Annotated in this window: 15 protein-coding genes; 9 read left to right on the top strand and 6 right to left on the bottom strand. The window is 44.2% G+C overall.

Features of this window, described 5'->3' with window-relative positions; genetic code table 11:
* Nucleotides 1–3 precede the first annotated feature (3 nt).
* The 6 genes from FCN14_RS10990 to FCN14_RS11015 are packed head-to-tail and all read right to left on the bottom strand — an operon-like array spanning nt 4 to nt 6,726.
* The gene (locus FCN14_RS10990; RefSeq protein ID WP_138431332.1) at nt 4–1,797 is read right to left on the bottom strand and encodes a sodium:solute symporter family protein; all 1,794 of its coding nucleotides are present in this window, start codon (nt 1,795–1,797) and stop codon (nt 4–6) included.
* Between the two features lie 17 nt (nt 1,798–1,814).
* A complete protein-coding gene (locus FCN14_RS10995) occupies nt 1,815–2,816 on the bottom strand; it encodes an amidohydrolase family protein (protein WP_138431333.1) in 1,002 nt (333 codons plus the stop codon).
* 6 nt (nt 2,817–2,822) lie between these two features.
* A complete protein-coding gene (locus FCN14_RS11000; RefSeq protein ID WP_138431334.1) occupies nt 2,823–3,644 on the bottom strand; it encodes a class II fructose-bisphosphate aldolase in 822 nt (273 codons plus the stop codon).
* A complete protein-coding gene (locus tag FCN14_RS11005) occupies nt 3,628–4,602 on the bottom strand; it encodes a carbohydrate kinase family protein (protein ID WP_138431335.1) in 975 nt (324 codons plus the stop codon). Before FCN14_RS11005 ends, FCN14_RS11000 begins: the two co-directional genes overlap by 17 nt.
* A gap of 5 nt (nt 4,603–4,607) precedes the next feature.
* Nucleotides 4,608–5,531: a 1-phosphofructokinase family hexose kinase gene (locus FCN14_RS11010; protein WP_138431336.1), complete on the bottom strand. Its 924-nt coding sequence runs from the start codon at nt 5,529–5,531 to the stop codon at nt 4,608–4,610.
* 4 nt (nt 5,532–5,535) lie between these two features.
* A complete protein-coding gene (locus FCN14_RS11015; protein WP_138431337.1) occupies nt 5,536–6,726 on the bottom strand; it encodes an SIS domain-containing protein in 1,191 nt (396 codons plus the stop codon).
* A 222-nt stretch (nt 6,727–6,948) separates the two neighbouring features.
* Here FCN14_RS11015 and FCN14_RS11020 point away from each other — a divergent pair, with 222 nt between their 5' ends.
* The 9 genes from FCN14_RS11020 (at nt 6,949) to FCN14_RS11055 (ending at nt 19,273) form a co-directional block, all read left to right on the top strand.
* Nucleotides 6,949–9,867, top strand: coding sequence for a SusC/RagA family TonB-linked outer membrane protein (locus FCN14_RS11020; RefSeq protein WP_138431338.1), 2,919 nt, complete (start codon nt 6,949–6,951; stop codon nt 9,865–9,867).
* A gap of 46 nt (nt 9,868–9,913) precedes the next feature.
* Nucleotides 9,914–11,419, top strand: coding sequence for a RagB/SusD family nutrient uptake outer membrane protein (locus FCN14_RS11025; RefSeq protein WP_138431339.1), 1,506 nt, complete (start codon nt 9,914–9,916; stop codon nt 11,417–11,419).
* Nucleotides 11,420–11,449: 30 nt separating this feature from the next.
* Nucleotides 11,450–12,784: a Gfo/Idh/MocA family protein gene (locus FCN14_RS11030; RefSeq protein WP_138431340.1), complete on the top strand. Its 1,335-nt coding sequence runs from the start codon at nt 11,450–11,452 to the stop codon at nt 12,782–12,784.
* 329 nt (nt 12,785–13,113) lie between these two features.
* A complete protein-coding gene (locus FCN14_RS11035; RefSeq protein WP_138431341.1) occupies nt 13,114–13,905 on the top strand; it encodes an endonuclease/exonuclease/phosphatase family protein in 792 nt (263 codons plus the stop codon).
* A 150-nt stretch (nt 13,906–14,055) separates the two neighbouring features.
* The gene (locus FCN14_RS11040; RefSeq protein ID WP_138431342.1) at nt 14,056–14,253 is read left to right on the top strand and encodes a hypothetical protein; all 198 of its coding nucleotides are present in this window, start codon (nt 14,056–14,058) and stop codon (nt 14,251–14,253) included.
* 180 nt (nt 14,254–14,433) lie between these two features.
* Nucleotides 14,434–14,685 carry a hypothetical protein gene (locus FCN14_RS11045; protein WP_138431343.1) on the top strand — a complete coding sequence of 84 codons (252 nt, stop codon included), beginning with the start codon at nt 14,434–14,436 and terminating at the stop codon, nt 14,683–14,685.
* A gap of 229 nt (nt 14,686–14,914) precedes the next feature.
* Complete coding sequence (gene egtD / locus FCN14_RS11050) at nt 14,915–15,859, top strand: L-histidine N(alpha)-methyltransferase (protein WP_246043153.1); 945 nt, start codon at nt 14,915–14,917, stop codon at nt 15,857–15,859.
* A gap of 26 nt (nt 15,860–15,885) precedes the next feature.
* Nucleotides 15,886–16,026 (top strand): hypothetical protein, encoded by a 141-nt coding sequence (locus tag FCN14_RS15755; RefSeq protein ID WP_171032897.1) that lies wholly within the window; start codon nt 15,886–15,888, stop codon nt 16,024–16,026.
* Between the two features lie 94 nt (nt 16,027–16,120).
* Nucleotides 16,121–19,273, top strand: coding sequence for a WD40/YVTN/BNR-like repeat-containing protein (locus FCN14_RS11055; protein ID WP_138431344.1), 3,153 nt, complete (start codon nt 16,121–16,123; stop codon nt 19,271–19,273).
* Nucleotides 19,274–19,444: the final 171 nt, after the last annotated feature.

The raw sequence follows: 19,444 nt of genomic DNA on the forward strand, positions 1-19,444 counted from the left end.
CGTTCACCTTCTTATCGCCAGTAGTTTCTTCCAGGCTTGATATAAAAGAAGGCCGGCTACCACTGTTATAACAGTTAAACTAGCTGCCGGAATGGTATTCCCGTAGATCCAGTAGCCCGTTGCCAGCAATGCGCCATATATCACGATGGTACCCAGGACCATGCATAGAATTCCCTGTGGTACCATCCAGCCCCCTTCCTCTTCTTCAAAGGTATGTCCCCCGGCTTTGGCTTTTGCCCGCACTTTTTGCCATCCGGGCCCACCGGGCTTAACAAGATCTATAAATTTTACCAACTGTTGTTGGTGGGTGGGGCGAGTGAGCAGCATTACGGTTACCCATCCAATTGTTGTAATAATGACGCCGCAAAGGAGTTCTTGCCAACTGGTTAATGGGGGAAGGCCGGTGTATAAATGGAAGAACTTGAAATAGATTGCTACCAGGAATGAAATGATCATGGCAGCGATCTCACTTGCTGCATTAACACGCCACCAAAACCAGCGGAGGATGAATATTAAGCCCGTTCCGGCCCCAATTTGGAGCAAGATCTGGAAGTTGTCCAGGGCCGAGCGCATAACAAGGGCCAGTGCCCCGGAGAGAACCATTAGTATAACGGTAGAAATTCGTCCGACGGTTACCAGTTCTTTCTCGGACGATTCAGGGCGAATAAATCGTTTATAGAAATCATTGACCAAGTAAGAAGATCCCCAGTTTAAATGGGTGGAGATGGTCGACATATAGGCCGCAATGAGCGAAGCCAATACCAGTCCCACCAGTCCTTTGGGGAGGAAGGTAAGCATAGCCGGGTACCCCATATCATGGTCGGCAACATTGGCAGCAGCCGGGAATGCTTCTTTTAGAGAAGCGATGTCAGGAAAGACGATCAGGGATGCCAGTCCTACAATAATCCATGGCCAGGGACGAAGTGCAAAGTGTGCCGCATTGAAAAAGAAGACGGCACCTACAGCGTGATTTTCATTTTTGGCGGCAAACATGCGCTGGGCTATATAGCCGCCTCCGCCCGGTTCTGATCCCGGGTAGTATACGCTCCACCACTGTACCGCTAATGGAATGATGAGTAGTCCCAGCATTTCAGAAGGATTATTAAAATCAGGAAAGATGTTAAGCTTGGGTACTACGTCTGCATTGGTGATCAGTCCCTGTAGTCCGCCCACATCAGGATGTTGCAGGGCGTAGTAGGCAGCAGCAATGCCTCCAAGCAGTGAGAGAAAAAACTGGAAGAAATCGGTAATAAGGATTCCTTTTAATCCTCCCAGGGAGCTGTAGATAACGGTCACGGTGCCGGCAATAAGAATAGTTTGGAGGGGCGTAAGTCCCATAAGTACCGTACCCAGCTTGATGGCGGCCAATGAGACCGTCGCCATTACGATGATATTGAATAAAAAGCCCAGGTAGACGGCGCGAAATCCACGCAGAAAAGCCGCTGATTTTCCGCTATAGCGCAGTTCATAGAATTCAACATCGGTGAGTACCCCGGAACGTTTCCAGAGCTGGGCATATACAAAAACGGTGAGCATACCGGTGAGAAGAAACGCCCACCAGCCCCAGTTTCCTGCTACGCCCTGGGTACGTACAATATCGGTGACCAGGTTTGGGGTATCTGTTGAAAAAGTAGTAGCTACCATGGAGATACCGAGCAGCCACCACGGCATATTCTTACCGGCGGCAAAAAATTCAGTAGAATCTTTGCCGGCCTCTCTGGCTACCCAAACGCCGATTACAAGGGAGAATACCAAATATGCAGCTATAATAATCCAATCAAAAGTAGTGAGTAGCATAAAGGGAGTATGGGGTTCTACTTATTTGAAAGTTGATACCAGTGCATGGCGTTACCGCGATAGACTTTTTCTAATATGGATAGGGGGAGATTGAGGCCTTGAAAAGGAGCATCAACTTGTGGTGATGAAAGCTCTTTGTCCGTTGCTAAAAAATGCCAATGGTTCTTCCATCGATGGGTAAGTTCCTCAACAATATCAGAAGGATCGGTATCGGGGTCATCAATAATATCGGTTCCGTAGATAATACGATCTTGGTATTTTTTAAAAAATCGAATAAGATGGTCACGATCTTCTCTTGCATGATAATAGAGATGAGAAATACGCTCAGCCAGATCAATGGCCATATTGGGGAATCGATCAAGCCGTTGTTCAACCTCCTCCAGGTTCCATTCAAGGCTGGCAATATGGAGCCCCACAAATTGCAGCTGGGGATGCCGGGAAAGAACATTATCCCGTGCTTCAATATGACGCCAGTAGCCGGGATATTCATCATGTTGGTACATATGGTATTGGGGATGGGCCGAGAAATAGTCTTTGTCACTTTGTACGGTCATATCATCAACGGGCAGCCAGCAATTTTTGGGTTCTCCCTGGTGGCCCAGTACCGGAATCTGCTGTCGTTCCAGGAATTCAAAGACTGCTTCGAGCTCCGGGTCATCGAGCATCAGAAAAGAACCATCGGGCCGTTGAATCGACATCCCTATATTTTTCCAGAACTTAATGCCGCAGGCTCCCTGTTCTATAGCTTGTTTAATTTGTAGTATAGCCTTATCTGCCCATCTATCTTCAAGGATGTTTTCTGTATTGATGGTAGCAGCATGGTGTATTGTGCAGTGTGAATTATTGCTATACCTAATGGCCCGTTCCTGCTGGGTGCTGATAGCCGGAAATTCCGGAACCTCCGTATTTATCGTGAGCAGATCGAAACTATATTCTTCGGCTAATTCGGGAATTGTTGTGCGGTTGGCATTAAAATGGATATGAGCATCAATCTTTTGAAAATCGTCAATAAAAAGCATCGTCGTTTACGCTTGGTTTATCATCGCAATTTTTTCTTCGAGTAGAGATTGCACATGTTCAATGGCGGGAGGAAATATTTTGCGAAGATCAATTTCATCTGATTTAGGCACCTCTTGTCGCAAGGTATTCATAAAGCCGTTTTTAACTTCTGTAGCCACATTTATCTTACGAATGCCATTTGTAACGGCTGCCTGTATCTGGGAATCCGGAATGCCGGAACCGCCATGTAGGACCAAGGCGGCAGGGGTTTCTTCCCGGATCCGTTTTAATAATGGGATATCTAAGTTGGGCTCTTTGTCATAAAACCCATGGGCCGAGCCGATAGCTACAGCCAGGGCATTAATGCCGGTTTGTTCAACAAAGTCGCGTGCTTCTTCGGGCTGCGTAAAAGCAGCTTTTTCTTTTGACTGACCCAGCTTTGCAATATATCCGAGTTCGGCCTCAACATTGGCGCCGTACGGCTTAGCCATCTCTACAACTTGTTGTGTAACCTCGCGGTTTTCTTCGATGGGTTGTTCGCTCGCGTCGATCATTACGGAATCATAGCCGGTATCCAGAGCTCGTTTTACGAGGTTTACATCTTGGGCGTGGTCGAGGTGTAGCCATGCTTCTACCTCGTACTGACTGATTGCAGCCCGGGCTAGCTTGGCCGTTACCTCCAAGCCCAAATAATCGATGGTGCTTTTGGTGGATTGCAGGATGATTGCGGTATCCTGTGCTGCCGCTGCCCGAAGTACTCCGGAAAGTGTTTCAAAATTGTAGAAATTAACGGCCAGTAATGCTTTGTTCTGATTGTCCAGTTCCGAAAACTTATCTTGTAGGGTCATCAATAGAGAATTTCTGTTTTGCAATTTTTTGTACGTGCTCCAAACTTTGAATGGCCTCGGTGCCCCCAGCCTTGGTGGTAGATACCGCTCCGGTAATGTTGCCTAACCTTATGCACTTTTCGATGGGTTTGCCGTTTAGGTATTCACAGACAAATCCCGCATCGAAGCTATCGCCGGCTCCTACGGTATCAACAGGTGATTCGTTAGTATATCCGCTAATTTGTTTTATTTCTTTGGCAGTTATATAGGTTGCCCCCTCGGTCCCTTGCTTTATAATGATGGCACCATTATGGAGATGGGGTTGCACCTTTTTCGCCCCCTCTTTGATTGTCGGGGAGTTGGTGATATTTAGAAACTCATCTTCATTGGGTATAAAAAAGTCGATCGCGCCAATAAGTCTGTTAAAATCAATATCCCATTGTTCATTGGGGTCCCACTGGGGATCGATAGAGATAGTCATTCCTTGAGATTGTGCCCGTTCAATAATATTAAACAGATCTCGTTTAATGCCGGGCTGTAAGAAAAGGGAAGAGATATGCAGGTGCCGTCCATTTTCAAAAGCTTCTACGGGAATATTGTCCAAGCTAAAGTGATCCATGGCGCCGGGGTAGGTAACCATTGCCCGGTCATCATCATATCGCAAGATGGCTGTAACGCCCGTTTTATGCGAGGGAGAGATTTCAACATGCCGAATATCGACACCGAACGCTAGCAGCTGATCTCGTATTTGTTGTCCAAAATCATCGTCTCCTACCAATCCGCAAAATCCAACTGTTTTACCCAGTCGGGAGCAGTTTGCTGAAAATATGGCTGAAGAGCTTCCCATAGTGAGATTAAAGTTCCGGGCCACTTTCTCTTTTCCCAGTTCGGGGAAGGATTCCAGATCATTCAGGATGAGGTCCATATTGAGCTCGCCGATAACCAAGATATCCAGTGGTTGTGTGTCTGTTTTGTCCATAGTGGTCAAATTATTTCGAGACGAACTTGGTTAAAAATCCTATTTACATCTTGGGCATTGAACATTCCCAGTTGGGGATGAATACAGTTAGCACTACCACATGCCGTGGCCAACTTTGCCCACTCCCCGATATCTTCGCGCGTTAAAATCGCTTTGCAAAGTCCGGCAAGCAGGCAGTCGCCCGAGCCAATGGTACTTATAATATTTTTTTGATTGATCGTGTGGCGGCCGTGATAGATATGGTTGTCTGCGGCCAGGTATAATCCATCTTTACCCGCTGTTACGGCTGCTATTTGGCAATGTTCCCGGAGGGACGTTGCAATAGTAATGGGATCGTCATGGCCGGTTAATGCTTTACCTTCTTCCCGGTTAATATGAACAACAAAGGGTTGGGCTTCCAGCGCATGGTCTAATAGTTTATTGCTGGCATCAACATAGCTCGGGATATCATGGGATCGGGCCTCTAATACCATCTGTTTGTAGATATCTTTGTCCATTCCCGTTGGAACAGAGCCGCTTAATATGACGGCCTCAACAGATGATTTATTGAGTTCTTGCGTATAAGAAGAAAGAAACTGCTCTGTTTGGCTTGCGGTTAGTGAAGGTCCCGCCCCTAAAAACTCAGTATCTTTCCATTGCGTATTACTTTTATTGGTGATGCAGGTCCGGGTCCATTCTTTCACGTCCGGACCAATGGTCAAAATGTCTTTTTTATGACACTCTTCCTTTATCCACTGTCCTGTAATTCCTCCCCATACCCCCAGAGTAGCAACGATGCTATTAAGCTCTTTAAGTGCCAAGGCCACATGAATGCCTTTGCCTCCCGGAAAGTATTGTTCATTCGTTGAACGGTTGGTTGTCCCTTTCTGTATGTCATCAATATTCCAAAAGGCATCTACAGAAGGGTTGGCGCAGACAGCGAGTATCATCTGGTTAGTTTTTTAAGTCGTTGGGTATGGAGTCCGGATAGATGTTCACGCCTTCTACTACCCGTGATATGGTGCCGTCGGGAGAGGGGTTGTCAGGGTTGTAACCAAGATCTATGGATTTATAGAACCCAATTATTTGGGCAGGTATGGTACAGAGAATTGCCCAGAAGGCTTCATCAAGCTGCTGTTTCTCGCCCAATGTTATACAATAATCGATATTGGAAGAAATGCATTCGGTTTCGGCAATTCCCAGCGTAAGTAAACCGATATCATGCTGGTTGATTTGTCGGACTAAATCACTTTCGTACCTGTTTGTATCTTTATTATTGGAAATAAGATAGACCAAAAGGGTATTGTCATCAATAATAGCCTTGGGTCCGTGCCTGAAGCCAAGAAAGGAATCGAACTTCCCGACTACCTGTCCATTGGTTAATTCCTGCACTTTAAGATGTGCTTCACGGGCAATACCCTGGAGGGGACCACTTCCCAGGAAAACGATCCGATTGAAGTCTTTATGTGCTACCTCTTCGAGTAAGGTGCTATATTTGTTGAGCACCTTTTTACCATATGCGGAAAGAGTATCAATCTGAAAATCAAGATAGTCGGTTTCGGTTGTGAGAAGTTTCGGAATCAGTGTGGCTGCTAAAGCCATACTGGTAAAGCTGTTGGTCATAGCCAAGCTTCGGTCTTCGGCCTCGCGAGGGAGCAAGAAGACACAAGTATTTTTATTTTTTTTCCTTTGGGCAAGCTGTCCATCCGGATTGCATGTTATGATAAGGTGGAAAACATTATCACATCCTCTGGTAAGCTGCTCAATGGCAGCAGTGCTTTCCGGGCTATTTCCCGACCGTGCAAAAGAGATTAACAGCAGGGGCTCGGAAGGTAATATGTAATTTTTCCAGTGAGTAACAAGGTCGGTAGTAGGAACAGCCTTTGCAGAATGCTTTGTTTCTTTTTGCCAGGTAGATGCAACTACATTTCCTACAAATGCGGATGAGCCGGCTCCTGTAAGTACAATATTAAGCTTTTCCAGATCTATTACGTTCTTCAGGAAGGTTGTAAGTCTCTCCTTTTCTTCCTGAACCTTTTTCCAGGTCGATTCCCATGTTTCGGGCTGACGAATAATTTCTGAGGAAGTATAATTTTCCTTTGAAGGATTACCGTTTTCAATGTCTGAATTAAATAAGTCGGTCATACAAAATGGTTTTAGTCAGCTACTGTAGTTCTATAAAAATACTTATTAGTTGGTAATTTGCAATTAATAAGATTTCGAAATGTATAAAAAATTAAATGAAAACAAAATGAAAATAAAATGGTTGCTTTTTGTTTACATAGTCTTAATTTGTAAGCAAATGAAAGATAATATAGTTGTGATTTTTCGTTTAACAAGCAATAACGCTAATAATAGTTAGTTGATATGTCAGAAAAATTAAAAATAACCATAATAGGTTTCGTTTTGTTTCTATTTGGTACGCTTTCACTACAGGCGCAGGATATAACGGTCGGTGGAACTGTTACTTCTGCTGCTGATGGAGAGCCACTACCAGCAGTAAATGTAGGTGTAAAATCGAGTGATCGGGGTACTACAACATCAGCAGATGGTAAGTATGAGCTTACTGTTAGTTCTGATGCGGTCTTGGTTTTTTCGTTCATTGGATTTGAAACGCAAGAGGTTGCGGTGAATGGACGGGAAACCGTTGATGTGCAGCTGGTTCAATCGACAGAAGCGTTGGAAGAGGTGTTTGTACTAGGATATACCCAACAATCGAAAGAGAAAAGTTCCAGTTCGGTAGTGCAAGTGAGCTCAGAAGACCTAAATGATGTAACAACGTCTTCGGCTACTGAAGCATTACAGGGAAAGGCAACAGGTGTTTTTGTAACATCGAGTACCGGTAAGCCCGGAGAGGGAGCTGATATCCGTATTCGGGGTACCGGCTCTATTTCAGCCGGCGCAAGTCCGTTGTATGTAGTAGATGGCGTGATTGGCGGTACCGTTGATCCCGGTGATATTGAATCGATGACCGTACTGAAAGATGCTTCTGCAACAGCGATGTATGGTTCGCGAGCCGCTAACGGAGTGGTGGTTATTCAAACTAAGTCGGGCAGTAATGGAGATACTCAAATTAATGTTAGTAGTACGGCCGGTTGGAACAGGCATACGAACGGGAACTTTGAAGTAATGAACAGTCAGCAGCTCTATAGCTATCAGCAAGCGTTTAACAGTCCTATTCTTGATCCCGCTTTTAAAGATGTGAACACCGACTGGGAAGATCTTGCTTTTAGACAGGGATTGACTACTAAGTATGAGGCAACGGCTTCTGGCGGTAATGAGAATACGACCTTTTATGTATCAGGAAATTATTACGAGGAAGAAGGTACGCTGGTAGCTACCGGCTTTGAACGATTTGGCGGAAGGGTCAATGTTGATCATCAGTTCACTAATGATTTTAAGGTAGAAGCTCGTTTGTCTGGCCGATATACCAATAGTGACAATAATCCGACCAGTGCATTATATCAGTCGTATATTAATATGCCTTGGGATACACCCCGTACCAATAACGGAGAACTAAAAACAGGGAAAGAGACTGGTTGGATCGGGCGTGACCAATCCAATTTCTTATACCCGTTGCAGTATAATTACAATAATGAGAACTCTAAAAAGCTCACCACGAATATACGAGCAGAATATGATATCACAGATTGGTTGTATGTAACATCTACAAATAGGGTTACCTACTCCACATATCGTAATGAGTCATTTTTAGATCAACGAACATCGGCAGGGAGTACCAATGGTGGAGAGTTATATAATTACTATTCACAGTCGAGTTCATTTCTGTCTTCAAACTTGGTTCATTTCAGTAAAGAGTTTGATAAACACAGTCTAAGTGGTGTTGCCGGTTTTGAGTACGAAAGAAACTTTTCTGACGGCATGGGGGGTACCGGTGTGGGTATTTTCTCGGGCCTAGAGATCCTTGACGTTACCGCTGAGGCTTTTTCTATTGGCGGGTTCAAAACAGAAAGTCGTTTTGCTTCGGCATTGACCCAGCTCACCTACGATTATGATACGACCTATTTCTTAAAGGCTTCTTATCGCCGCGATGGGTCTTCTCGTTTTGGGGATAACAACCGCTATGGAAATTTCTATTCCATTGGTGGTTCCTGGATTATCAGTAATGAGGCATTCTTAGAGGATGTTGATCCCATTACAAACCTGAAATTACGCGCCAGTTACGGTACTGCCGGGAATGCCAATATCGGTAATTACCTTCAGAGTGGATTGTACAGGTACTCGGTACAGTATAGCGGTAACCCCGCCAGCCAGCCTGCACGAATAGCCAACCCTAATTTGACGTGGGAGGTTGCGCGAATGACTAATGTAGGAATCAATATTAGTTTGTATGATCGTGTGGATTTGACGCTGGATATTTATCAAAAAGATAATGAAGATCTCCTGCAAAATGTTCGTCTTCCGGGTACTACCGGCTTCAATAGCATAACGAAGAATATCGGTTCCGTGCGGAATAGAGGAGTCGAAATTGGTATTACTTCTCAAAATATCCAGTCCTCAGCGTTAAACTGGACTACTGATTTTAATATATCATTTAATAGTAATTCGGTGTTGTCGCTTAATGATGGGGAAGATATTCCCAACGGCCTGCAGCGTATTATGGAAGGGAGCGAGCTGCAAACATGGTATATGCGCGAATGGGCAGGCGTTGATCCTGATAACGGTGATCCGCTCTGGATTAAGCAGACCAAAGATGCAGATGGAAATGTAGTATCAGAGGAAACAACCAATAACTACAATGAAGCCACCTTACAAAAGGTTGGGTCCGCTTCACCAGAATTCAGTGGCGGACTTAGAAATGTTGTGGAATATAAAGGTATACGATTAAACACCTTTATCAATTTTGTGTATGGTAATAAAATATACCATTCGGCGCGCGAGCTGTTTGATTCTGATGGAGCTTATGCTACATATAATCAGATGGTGCTGAAAGACGATTGGAATCGCTGGCAACAGCCCGGTGATGATGCTACCCATCCTAAGCCAGTATTTGGGGGCAATAAACAATCTAATAAACCATCGTCACGCTATTTAGAAGATGGTTCGTACCTGAGGTTGCAAAATGTTTCACTCTCTTACTCATTACCCGGCACTTTTGTTGAGCAGATCGGTATTCGTTCTGCCCGGATATTTGTCAGTGGTGATAATTTAGTTACGCTGACTAACTTTTCGGGAATGGATCCGGAGGTCGGTATCGGAGGATATGCCGGTACCAAGTATCCGATAAGTAAAAAATACCTGCTGGGTATTGAATTAGGACTTTAATTTAAGTGCGAGAGATATAATTATGAATTCTTTGATATACAGTAATATGAAAGACGTTAGAAAGATATTAGTAGCAATATGCGGACTAATGTTGTTTGTATTGAGTAGCTGTGATTTGGCTACCAATCCTTATGACGGAAAGTCCAGCGAACAGGCCCTTGATACGGTTCAGGGGCTCGAGGCCGCAACGCGCGGAAATTATCAGATCTTGGTTGGTGGTGATAGCTATTACTACTATGCCAAGCACTTGTTTTATATGAATGAGTTTCCCGGTGATAATGTCTCGTTAAGTGGAACTACAACAGATCCTCTGTTTTACGCCTATAACTATGAGCATTTCAAAGGCATGGGTAATGCCGAACGCTTGTGGCGGGATGGTTATAAAGTTATTGCTGGAGCCAATAAGGTAATAGAGGCCATTGGAGATCAGTCTTCAGCTGAGTACGACCAGATAAAAGGGGAGAACCTCTTTTTACGGGCGCTGGTTCATCATCAGTTGGTTAGCATATTTGGCCGGCCTTATGTACAAAATCCTCAGCAGAATCTCGGTGTCCCCATTGTAGATTTTACGGATGTTGAAAAACGTCCTGAGCGAGCAACGGTAGCAGCGGTTTATGACTTTGTTATTGATGATCTGAAGACTGCAGCCTCTTTGATGACCCAGCAAAAGAATAGCAGTTTTGCGTCTACGGAGACAGCCTATGCACTGTTATCCAGGATATATCTTAATATGGAAGAGAATAAGCTGGCCAGGGAATATGCGAATAAAGTTATTGATTCTAACAGGTACCAGCTTGTAGATACCCCAACTTTTCGTGAATACTTTACAATTCCCAATGAAAATAACCCGGAAACAATCTTTGCTATCAAGCATACCGAAGAAAACGATCATGGGTACGGAAATATCGGATCTATGTACCTGAAAGGACCTGATGGCGTTGGCTGGGGCGAGATGTATGCCTCAGAATCATATCGTGATGCACTGGGCCGCTACGAAGATGACGCCCGTCACGATTTTATTGAACCACAATATAAGCGAGATTCTAATGGTAATATTATTACCGACCCCAATGGCGACCCGGTATTGGAGAAGCGTAATGGTTATCCTAAGTATTATGTCAATAAGTTTTCATATCAAGGTGGGGTCGTTTCGCTGAGTTCGCCGGTGGTACTGCGGTTGGCAGAAATGTACTTGAATCGGGCCGAAGCAAATGCTAAGCTTGGTAATGATCAGGATGCTATTGATGATGTAAACCGCTTGCGTGAGCGAGCCGGTTTATCTGGTAGTGAATTGTATACTGTGGGTAATTATAAGCATCATTCAACATTGTTGGATGTGGTGCTTGAAGAACGTCGTCTTGAACTTGCTTTTGAAGGGCACCGTAAGTATGATCTGTTGAGGAACGATCGTGCAGTAGTGCGTGACTATCCCGGAACACATTTGGAAGCAGGAGAAACGACCCAGGTTATTCAGCCGAATGATCCTCGTATGGTGTTCTTTATCCCGGAAAGCGAGATGCAGCTGAATAGGAATTTAGAGCAAAATCCATAATTAGATTTTTAAAGAGAAATATTTAGCCAAATGGGAAAGAAGATGAATCGTAAAGACTTTATTAAAACCTCAGCTCTTACAGGGCTGGGGCTGTCATTGGCACCCTACTCAACGCTTATGGGCAAAGATGACCGAACGGTGTCCCTTGGATTTCTAGGTGTAGGGGCTCGGGGAACCAGTCACCTGCGTGGCATTCTAAATCGTGATGATGTGGAAGTCAATGCCATACTGGACCCCAAAAAAGAGAACCTGAACCGTGCACTGGATATGGTTGAAAAGGCGGGACAGGATCGTCCTGAAGGGTACTCCAATGAAGAGGATTATATTATGCTCTGTGAACGCGATGATATTGACGGGGTGATTATTGCTTCACCCTGGGTGGATCATACCCGGCAGGCCGTGGCAGCCATGGAGAACGGTAAGTACGCCGGCGTTGAAGTGCCTGCTGCACTCACCATCGAAGATTGCTGGGAGTTGGTACAGGTTTCGGAACGTACGGGTATGCCCTGTATGATGCTGGAAAATGTATGCTATCGGCGAGATGTAATGGCCATTTTAAATATGGTGCGCGAAGGATTGTTTGGAGAGATGATCCATGCACGATGTGGATATCAGCACGATTTAACACCCTATATTTTTAATGAGGATCTGGAGTATGGACCCGGTACGGGCAGTGTGTCAAGCTGGCGAACCGAGCACTATACAAAACGAAACGGGGATCATTACCCAACCCACGGTATCGGTCCTGTAGCCCATTGGTTGGATATTAACCGTGGAAATCGATTTGTGAAGCTTACGGCCAATGCTACTAAAGCGAAAGGACTGGAAAGTCATATCGAACATTATGGTGGCAAGGATCATCCCAATGAAGAGGTTGACTGGAAGACTGGCGATATTGTTACCTCAACGATAACAACGGCTAATGGTGAGACGATCATCATTACCTTTGATACTACTCTTCCCAGACCGTATTCGTTGGGCTTTAGAGCGCAGGGTACTAACGGTATCTGGCAGATGGAACGCGATGCCGTTCACATCAGGGGGCGCAGCGATGCTCACCGTTGGGAAGACTTCGACAAGTACCAGGATGAGTTTGATTCTGAACTTTGGCAACGGTACGAGCGTGAAGCAGAGGGGGCCGGACATGGAGGTATGGATTACTTCGTTCGGAATGCTTTTGTGGAAGCTATTAAGAACCAAGCGCCAACGCCACAAGATGTATATGATGCTGCGGCGTGGAGCGTAATTTCACCTCTGTCAGAAAACTCCATTGCAGAGGGCGGGGCCCCGGTAGAGTTTCCCGACTTTACAGGTGGAAAGTGGATCGAAAATGATCGCATTTTTGATCCTAATGGCCCGTTTTAAAAAATAGCCAATATAATTGTACTGAATAGTGATAAGTGAGCATAAAACCCCCTGTATATAGAGGCAGGGGGTTTTATTTTTGTAATTTTAAAATTTCTTACTGGCCCACTCCGACCTTTTGGGTAATGACTGCCCCCCTAGAATACGCCAAGGTATTAATCTGTAGAAACTTCTAACGCAGGCACGTCTTCGATCAGTGTATGGTCGTTCGAGCCCGAGTACAGCCGCTTTCGGATGGCCAGAGGAATTAATTTCATGAGTGAGTAGAAAAATATAGTTATAATAGCTGAATCTGAGGGCAAAAATTGTATACCCTAAAATGTATAGTTATGGTTAATTATCTATCGATCTTTTGTTGTGTCGTTCTCAGTTTTCTGGCTTCCCCTGCAGCTGGTCAGGATACCCTGACGGTAATGAGTTACAATATTTATCACGGAGAGCATTTTTATAAGAGCGGAGAAAGTAACCTGGAAGAGATCGCTTCGGTCATAAATCGGGTAAGTCCGGATTTAGTATCCCTGCAAGAGGTTGATAGCTTAACAGGGCGATCGGCTGACCTAAACGATGGAGTTCCGGTTAACCAAGTGAAAAAGCTGGCTGAACAAACAGGCATGTATGGGTATTTTGGTAAGGCTATGGATTTTGATGGTGGAGGGTATGGGGAAGGGTTATTGGCGAATACATCTCTGAACGTTGAAAAAGTTGCACTTCCCATTCCTAAAGGTGGAGAGCCCCGTACTCTTATAGTAGCAGAATATCCAATTGATAAACAGCAGTATATTAGATTTGGAGGAACACATCTGTGTCATCAGTATCAAAAAAACAGGGTTGCACAAATAGAAAAAATAAACAGCTATTTTTCTAATGGCGATTCCCCTGCCATCATTGCAGGGGACTTTAATTTTACTCCAGAACAGAAGCCATATCACATTACCGTTAAAAAATGGGTTGATGCTGCCAAGTTAGCAGGAAACATAAAACGAACAATACCGTATGATAATCCTTCAAGCAGAATTGATTATTTCTTTCTGTCAGAACAAAATTGGAAAATTATTGAAATGAAAGTTTTGCGAGAGAACAATTCCGATCATATGCCTCTTGTATTGAAGGTGGTAATTTGATTATTCCCTTTAAAATAGGGCTGTATATAAGGGGATTTGCCGAACGAAACTCTTGCAATCTCACGTTTAAACTGCTTTATTAGAAATTAGTGGGAAATTTTTTGCCCTGTTCCTACGTTAACAGATAAAAAAGAACCAAACTTATTATCTATGCCTGAGAAAGTTAAGAAGTTCGAAGAGATGATCGAAGATCCCACTGCGCATCAGTTAAAAGCCTACTATGATGCAAAAGAAAAAGCCTGTCTGGATGCAATGAAATCATCCACTTCAAAGAATCCACATAATAAGGGTTCTAACTTGGCAGATTTTTGGGATTATGTCTACAAACAATTTTACGAAATACAATAATTGATATAACTAAACATTCATGTTCAAAGTCTGTAGGATATTTTCCTGCAGACTTTTTTTATTGAATAATGAATGTATATAAGGCAATAATGGTTATTTGCTAATGTCATTAGTATGTAACGCAATATAATTTGTCTTATATTTTTCTAGAATGCTTTATTAATAGTTATAGGGTAAAAGATGGATATTAAGTTTGTAGACAGGGAAAAGATATACAGCTCTAAAAAAAGGGCCTCTAAGTTTAAACCCTTGTTAAAGGCGCTTGATAAGCTTGAGGTAGGGGGAGAGGCTATTGAAGTTGACTATGAAAGTGACAAAAGTGTTAACTCCATGCGGACAGCAGTATATCAATATAACCAAGAAAAAGGAGTTAAAATAAGAAGCGGAAAAGACCCTGACAGAAAAAAAGTTTACTTCTATAGAGAAAAGTAGAAATTGAAATAAGTCTTGATTGTAAAGTATTTCGATAGCTAAATAAGTTCCTGGAAGTTATCTGTGATAAAAAAAATGCTACCATGCTTTTTGTTGTAAAAGTATACTGTTTTTCTCGTTACTCTTTATAGATATGCTGCTTAATCAAGCACTAAACGTATCGACTTTTACAATGCTTAAAAAGAGGACTGATCACACATCAAACTATTCATAAATGTAGTCAATATCTATGGATGATCGCGCTACAGTAAATCACGAATCGATGTTGGAAGAGGTTTTAGAAGGATTACAACAGCAGCAAAAAGAATTACCGTCAAAATTATTTTATGATGAAAAAGGATCGGAACTGTTTGAACAGATAACCTACCTGGATGAGTACTACCTGACGAGAACAGAACGCTCCATTTTACAGGAGAATATAGTGGAGATCGGTGAGCAGGTTGGTCCCAAATCACTACTTATAGAACTAGGAAGCGGAAGTAGTTCAAAAACGCGGTTGCTTTTTGAAAAGCTTTCATCAGTTGCAGCGTATGTGCCGGTAGATATATCAGAAGAATATTTGCTTAAGGTGGTTAATAATTTGCGGATGGAGTATCCCCGAATATCGATTATACCGGTATTTGCTGATTACACCTCAGAGTTTGACTTACCTAACCTTGGTGACAGTTATCAAAAGCAGCTGGTGTTTTTTCCGGGATCGACTATTGGAAATTTTCGGCCTGCAGAAGCCCGATCATTTTTTGCTACCGTATGCTCAGTCACCGATGCTGATTCAGCGATGTTGATAGGGGTTGATTTAAAAAAGGATAAGACAATAATAGAGAAGGCCTACAACGATGAGCAGGGGATAACCGCTGCTTTCAATAAAAATATATTGGTGCGGTTAAATCGAGAGTTGGGTACCGACTTTGATATCGATGCCTTCAAACATGATGCATTTTATAATGAAGAGTGCGGGCGGGTAGAGATGCACCTGGTATCCCAACAAGAACAGACAGTAACAATTGCCGGAGAGCAGATTTATTTTAAAGAAGGGGAATCCATCCACACCGAAAATTCGTATAAATACTCGTTACGTGATTTTGAGGAGTTGGTGAGTCAATGGTACTCCGTTGAGCAGGTTTGGACTGATAACAATAATTACTTTTCAATCCAATACCTCGAACGTAAATAAATTACGATGAAACAGTGAGGTCAGTTATGATACGTTTCTTTAGCATGGATACGCAGGATGAATCAAACAACTCTCCGGTGAAGACCGTGATTTTTACACTGCTAATGATCTTAATTATTGGATCGTTCTTTTTACAGATGAGTATGGGAATCTGCCCGGTACCATAGAAAAATGTAAATCCCTGATAAATCTGCTTTTATCTCTCCTTCTATTTCGTTAATTATTTTGCATTAAATACGGCGTTAATCAATAAGGGTATCTATGAAATTGGTAAAATCAATTGCGGCAGGCTTTTTAATTTTCTTGGGAGGATGTTTTTTGTCTCCCCAACAGGTAGTAGGACAAGAAGAGCAATCCAATACCTATGACCATTCATTTTATCAAGATCTGGAATTTCGCACAGTTGGACCTAGTCGTGGTGGACGTGTAACAGCAGTTGAGGGCCATCCGGGGCATCCCCACACTTTTTATATGGGGGCTGCCGGTGGTGGTGGAGTCTGGCGAACAACGGACTATGGCAGTTCATGGCAAAATCTTACCGACGGAAAAGGATTTAAGAGCACCAGCATAGGGGCTATTGAGGTAACAGAATCGGATACGAGTACTATTTATGTAGGAACAGGCACTGATGGTATTCGTGCAAATGTGACGACCGGTCGTGGAATGTATAAATCTACGGATGCCGGCAACAGCTGGGAGTTTATTGGTCTGGAAGAAGCTGGACAAATAGGAGCGGTAGAGGTGCATCCTGAAAACCCTGATTTAGTGTATGTTGCAGCATTGGGTCATCCTTTTGGTAAAAATTCACAGCGTGGCGTGTTTCGTTCTAAGGATGGAGGAGAAAACTGGGAAAAGGTGCTTTTCCTTTCTGATTCTACCGGGGCGATTGATTTGGAGTTGAATCCCCAGAACCCGGACGAAATTTATGCTGCCATGTGGCGGGCCGAACGAAAGCCGTGGACGATTATCAGCGGTGCGGCTAAAGAGGATGGTATCTATAAGTCTATGGATGGCGGTGATAACTGGAAAAAGCTGGAAAAAGGATTGCCACAGGGACTTATAGGGAAAGTTGATTTTGCGGTGACGCCTGCTAATCCGGATCGTATTTATGCCCTTGTTGAAGCTCCGGGTGATAAACAGGGACTCTATCGGTCTGAGGATCGCGGCGAGAGTTGGAAGCAGATCAGCGATAAAGAGGATATTATGAGCCGCCCCTTTTATTTCACGAATATTACAGCCCACCCTAAAGATCCCGATAAAATTTATGTGGGAAATGTACGCTACTGGGTTTCTGATGATGGAGGCGAAACGTTTGAACGCAAATCAGTAACACACGCCGATGTGCATGATTTGTGGATCAACCCCGACAATCCTAACATACAGGTGCAGGGGAATGACGGTGGTGCTACCGTAACACTGGATGGTGGAGAAAGCTGGTCTACGCAGTACAATCAGCCAACAGCAGAACTCTACCAGGTTAACGTGGATAATCGTTTCCCGTATTGGTTGTACTCCGGTCAGCAAGATAATTCAACAATTTCAGTACCCAGCCTGCCCCCGGCTGAGAGTTCGGAAACCCCGCAAGGACTTTGGCATATGATTGGAGGTTGCGAAACGGGGCCGGCAGTACCGCAAATTAATAATCATACTGTTGTATTTGCTAACTGTAAGGGGCGCTTTGGCAGGTACAATAAAGAGACCGGACAGGAGAAGCAGTATTGGGTGGGAGCGCAGTATATGTATGGACGAAATCCTGCCAAGCTGGAGTATCGTTTTCAGCGAGTATCGCCTATTGAGGTATCGCCACACGATTCCAGCGTAGTGTATCACGGTTCACAGTTTGTGCATCGCACCACTAACGGAGGTGAAAAGTGGGAAACGATCAGTCCCGATTTAACGGCTTTTAAAGATAAGTACCAAGTAGCTTCGGGTGGACCTATTACGCGAGATATCACCGGGGAAGAGCATTATAGTACGCTCTATTCCATTGAAGTTTCTCCCCATAGTCCGGATGTCATTTGGGCCGGGGCCAATGACGGGCCGGTTCATATTACTAAAGACGGGGGAGAAAACTGGATCAATATTACGCCCGAGGATCTTCCAGAAGATGGTCGTGTGGATGGCATTGAGCCTTCTCCTCATACCGCGGGTACAGCCTATATTGCTGTGCAGCGTCGCCTGTTGGATGATTTTCATCCCTATATTTATAAAACCACCGATTTTGGTGAAAGCTGGAAGCTGTTGAGCAATGGTGAAAACGGTATTCCCTCGGACTACCCGACGCGTGTTGTCCGGGAAGATCCTGATCGCAAAGGCCTGTTGTATGCAGGGACTGATTTTGGGCTTTTTGTTTCTTTTGATGATGGTACGCACTGGCAACAGTTGGAGCAGGGATTGCCTGTCTCACCCATCACGGAAATTAAGGTGCACCAGAAAGACCTGGTGTTGTCGACGATGGGGCGTGGTTTTTGGATTTTGGATAACCTGACGCCGCTACATCAGCTAAGTGATGAACTTAGTAAGACTAAACATCACCTATTCGAGCCGCGTGACGCTTATCGGATGGACTATTGGGGGTTCGGGTCTGATGTGCCGCAGTACCCAGAGGCAGGGGCAATGCTCGATTTCTACCTGGATGAAATACCAGAGGAGCCCGTTGTCTTGGATATTCTGACCGACGAGGGCACGGTTATTCGTCAATTTGTGGGAAAAGCTGGTGGCGATGAAGAGACTGAGACTCCTAAAGCTGATCAAGCCAATATGAAAGCCCCTGGCCCTGAAAAAATTGGAAAGCCTGACCGTTTTAAGATTAAGGAAGGGCACAACCGTTTTACTTGGGATCTCCGGTATCCCGATAAAACGATCGCTTCCTCCGAAGGGGAGCAGTACTTTGGCGTTGGTGCCGGACCGCTGGCCGTACCGGGTAAATACAAGGTACGTCTGACAATTGGCGACTGGAGTCAGACTCGTGAGTTAGATCTACAGATTGATCCACGCATAAAAACCGATGGGGTAAGTAAAGCAGACTTGCAGGCACAGTTAGAGCTTAACCTGGATATTCGTGATGCCATTGGGAAGTCACAGAAAATGGCTGCAGCTATGGATACGATGCGGAGCCGCGTGGATTCTGCCAGGGTGCGTGGAGATATTACTGGTGACAAAGCCCAAGAAGTGACTAACACGCTTGACGAACTGTACCGCGAACTGGTGACCTCTGAAGAAGGGAGTTACCAACCACCTATGCTTATCGACCAGCTGGAGTATCTATATTATATGACCATTTCAGCGGATCAGCGTCCCGGTAATGATGCCTACAACCGTTTTGAAACGCTCAATGGAGAGCTTGAAAAAATTGAAAGTGAATGGCAGGAGTTTCAGAAAAAAGTGAAGTTACCTGGGGAGGTTATTGATTGATTTTTTTGGGATTCGGAGTATGAATTAATAGGTGATTAGGTGACAAGGGAATGTTGGGTTCTGAATGTTGAATTATGAATTACATTTCTCCTGCTGGCATAACTTTGTAACTCAGACCGGCATGAAAAAGGAGTAACGTCCGACCGATTCATTCCTGTCCACTCGCTGTTC

Source organism: Fodinibius saliphilus, assembly GCF_005869845.1.
Lineage (GTDB): Bacteria > Bacteroidota > Rhodothermia > Balneolales > Balneolaceae > Fodinibius > Fodinibius saliphilus.

Excerpts from the sequence above, each read along its gene's own strand:
- egtD (WP_246043153.1), top strand. The coding sequence starts at position 14,915 with ATGGATGATCGCGCTACAGTAAATCACGAATCGATGTTGGAAGAGGTT.
- FCN14_RS11015 (WP_138431337.1), bottom strand. The coding sequence starts at position 6,726 with ATGACCGACTTATTTAATTCAGACATTGAAAACGGTAATCCTTCAAAG.
- FCN14_RS11045 (WP_138431343.1), top strand. The coding sequence starts at position 14,434 with ATGGATATTAAGTTTGTAGACAGGGAAAAGATATACAGCTCTAAAAAA.
- FCN14_RS11020 (WP_138431338.1), top strand. The coding sequence starts at position 6,949 with ATGTCAGAAAAATTAAAAATAACCATAATAGGTTTCGTTTTGTTTCTA.
- FCN14_RS11005 (WP_138431335.1), bottom strand. The coding sequence starts at position 4,602 with ATGGACAAAACAGACACACAACCACTGGATATCTTGGTTATCGGCGAG.
- FCN14_RS10990 (WP_138431332.1), bottom strand. The coding sequence starts at position 1,797 with ATGCTACTCACTACTTTTGATTGGATTATTATAGCTGCATATTTGGTA.
- FCN14_RS11055 (WP_138431344.1), top strand. The coding sequence starts at position 16,121 with ATGAAATTGGTAAAATCAATTGCGGCAGGCTTTTTAATTTTCTTGGGA.
- FCN14_RS11025 (WP_138431339.1), top strand. The coding sequence starts at position 9,914 with ATGAAAGACGTTAGAAAGATATTAGTAGCAATATGCGGACTAATGTTG.
- FCN14_RS11035 (WP_138431341.1), top strand. The coding sequence starts at position 13,114 with ATGGTTAATTATCTATCGATCTTTTGTTGTGTCGTTCTCAGTTTTCTG.
- FCN14_RS11030 (WP_138431340.1), top strand. The coding sequence starts at position 11,450 with ATGGGAAAGAAGATGAATCGTAAAGACTTTATTAAAACCTCAGCTCTT.
- FCN14_RS11040 (WP_138431342.1), top strand. The coding sequence starts at position 14,056 with ATGCCTGAGAAAGTTAAGAAGTTCGAAGAGATGATCGAAGATCCCACT.
- FCN14_RS11010 (WP_138431336.1), bottom strand. The coding sequence starts at position 5,531 with ATGATACTCGCTGTCTGCGCCAACCCTTCTGTAGATGCCTTTTGGAAT.
- FCN14_RS15755 (WP_171032897.1), top strand. The coding sequence starts at position 15,886 with ATGATACGTTTCTTTAGCATGGATACGCAGGATGAATCAAACAACTCT.
- FCN14_RS10995 (WP_138431333.1), bottom strand. The coding sequence starts at position 2,816 with ATGCTTTTTATTGACGATTTTCAAAAGATTGATGCTCATATCCATTTT.
- FCN14_RS11000 (WP_138431334.1), bottom strand. The coding sequence starts at position 3,644 with ATGACCCTACAAGATAAGTTTTCGGAACTGGACAATCAGAACAAAGCA.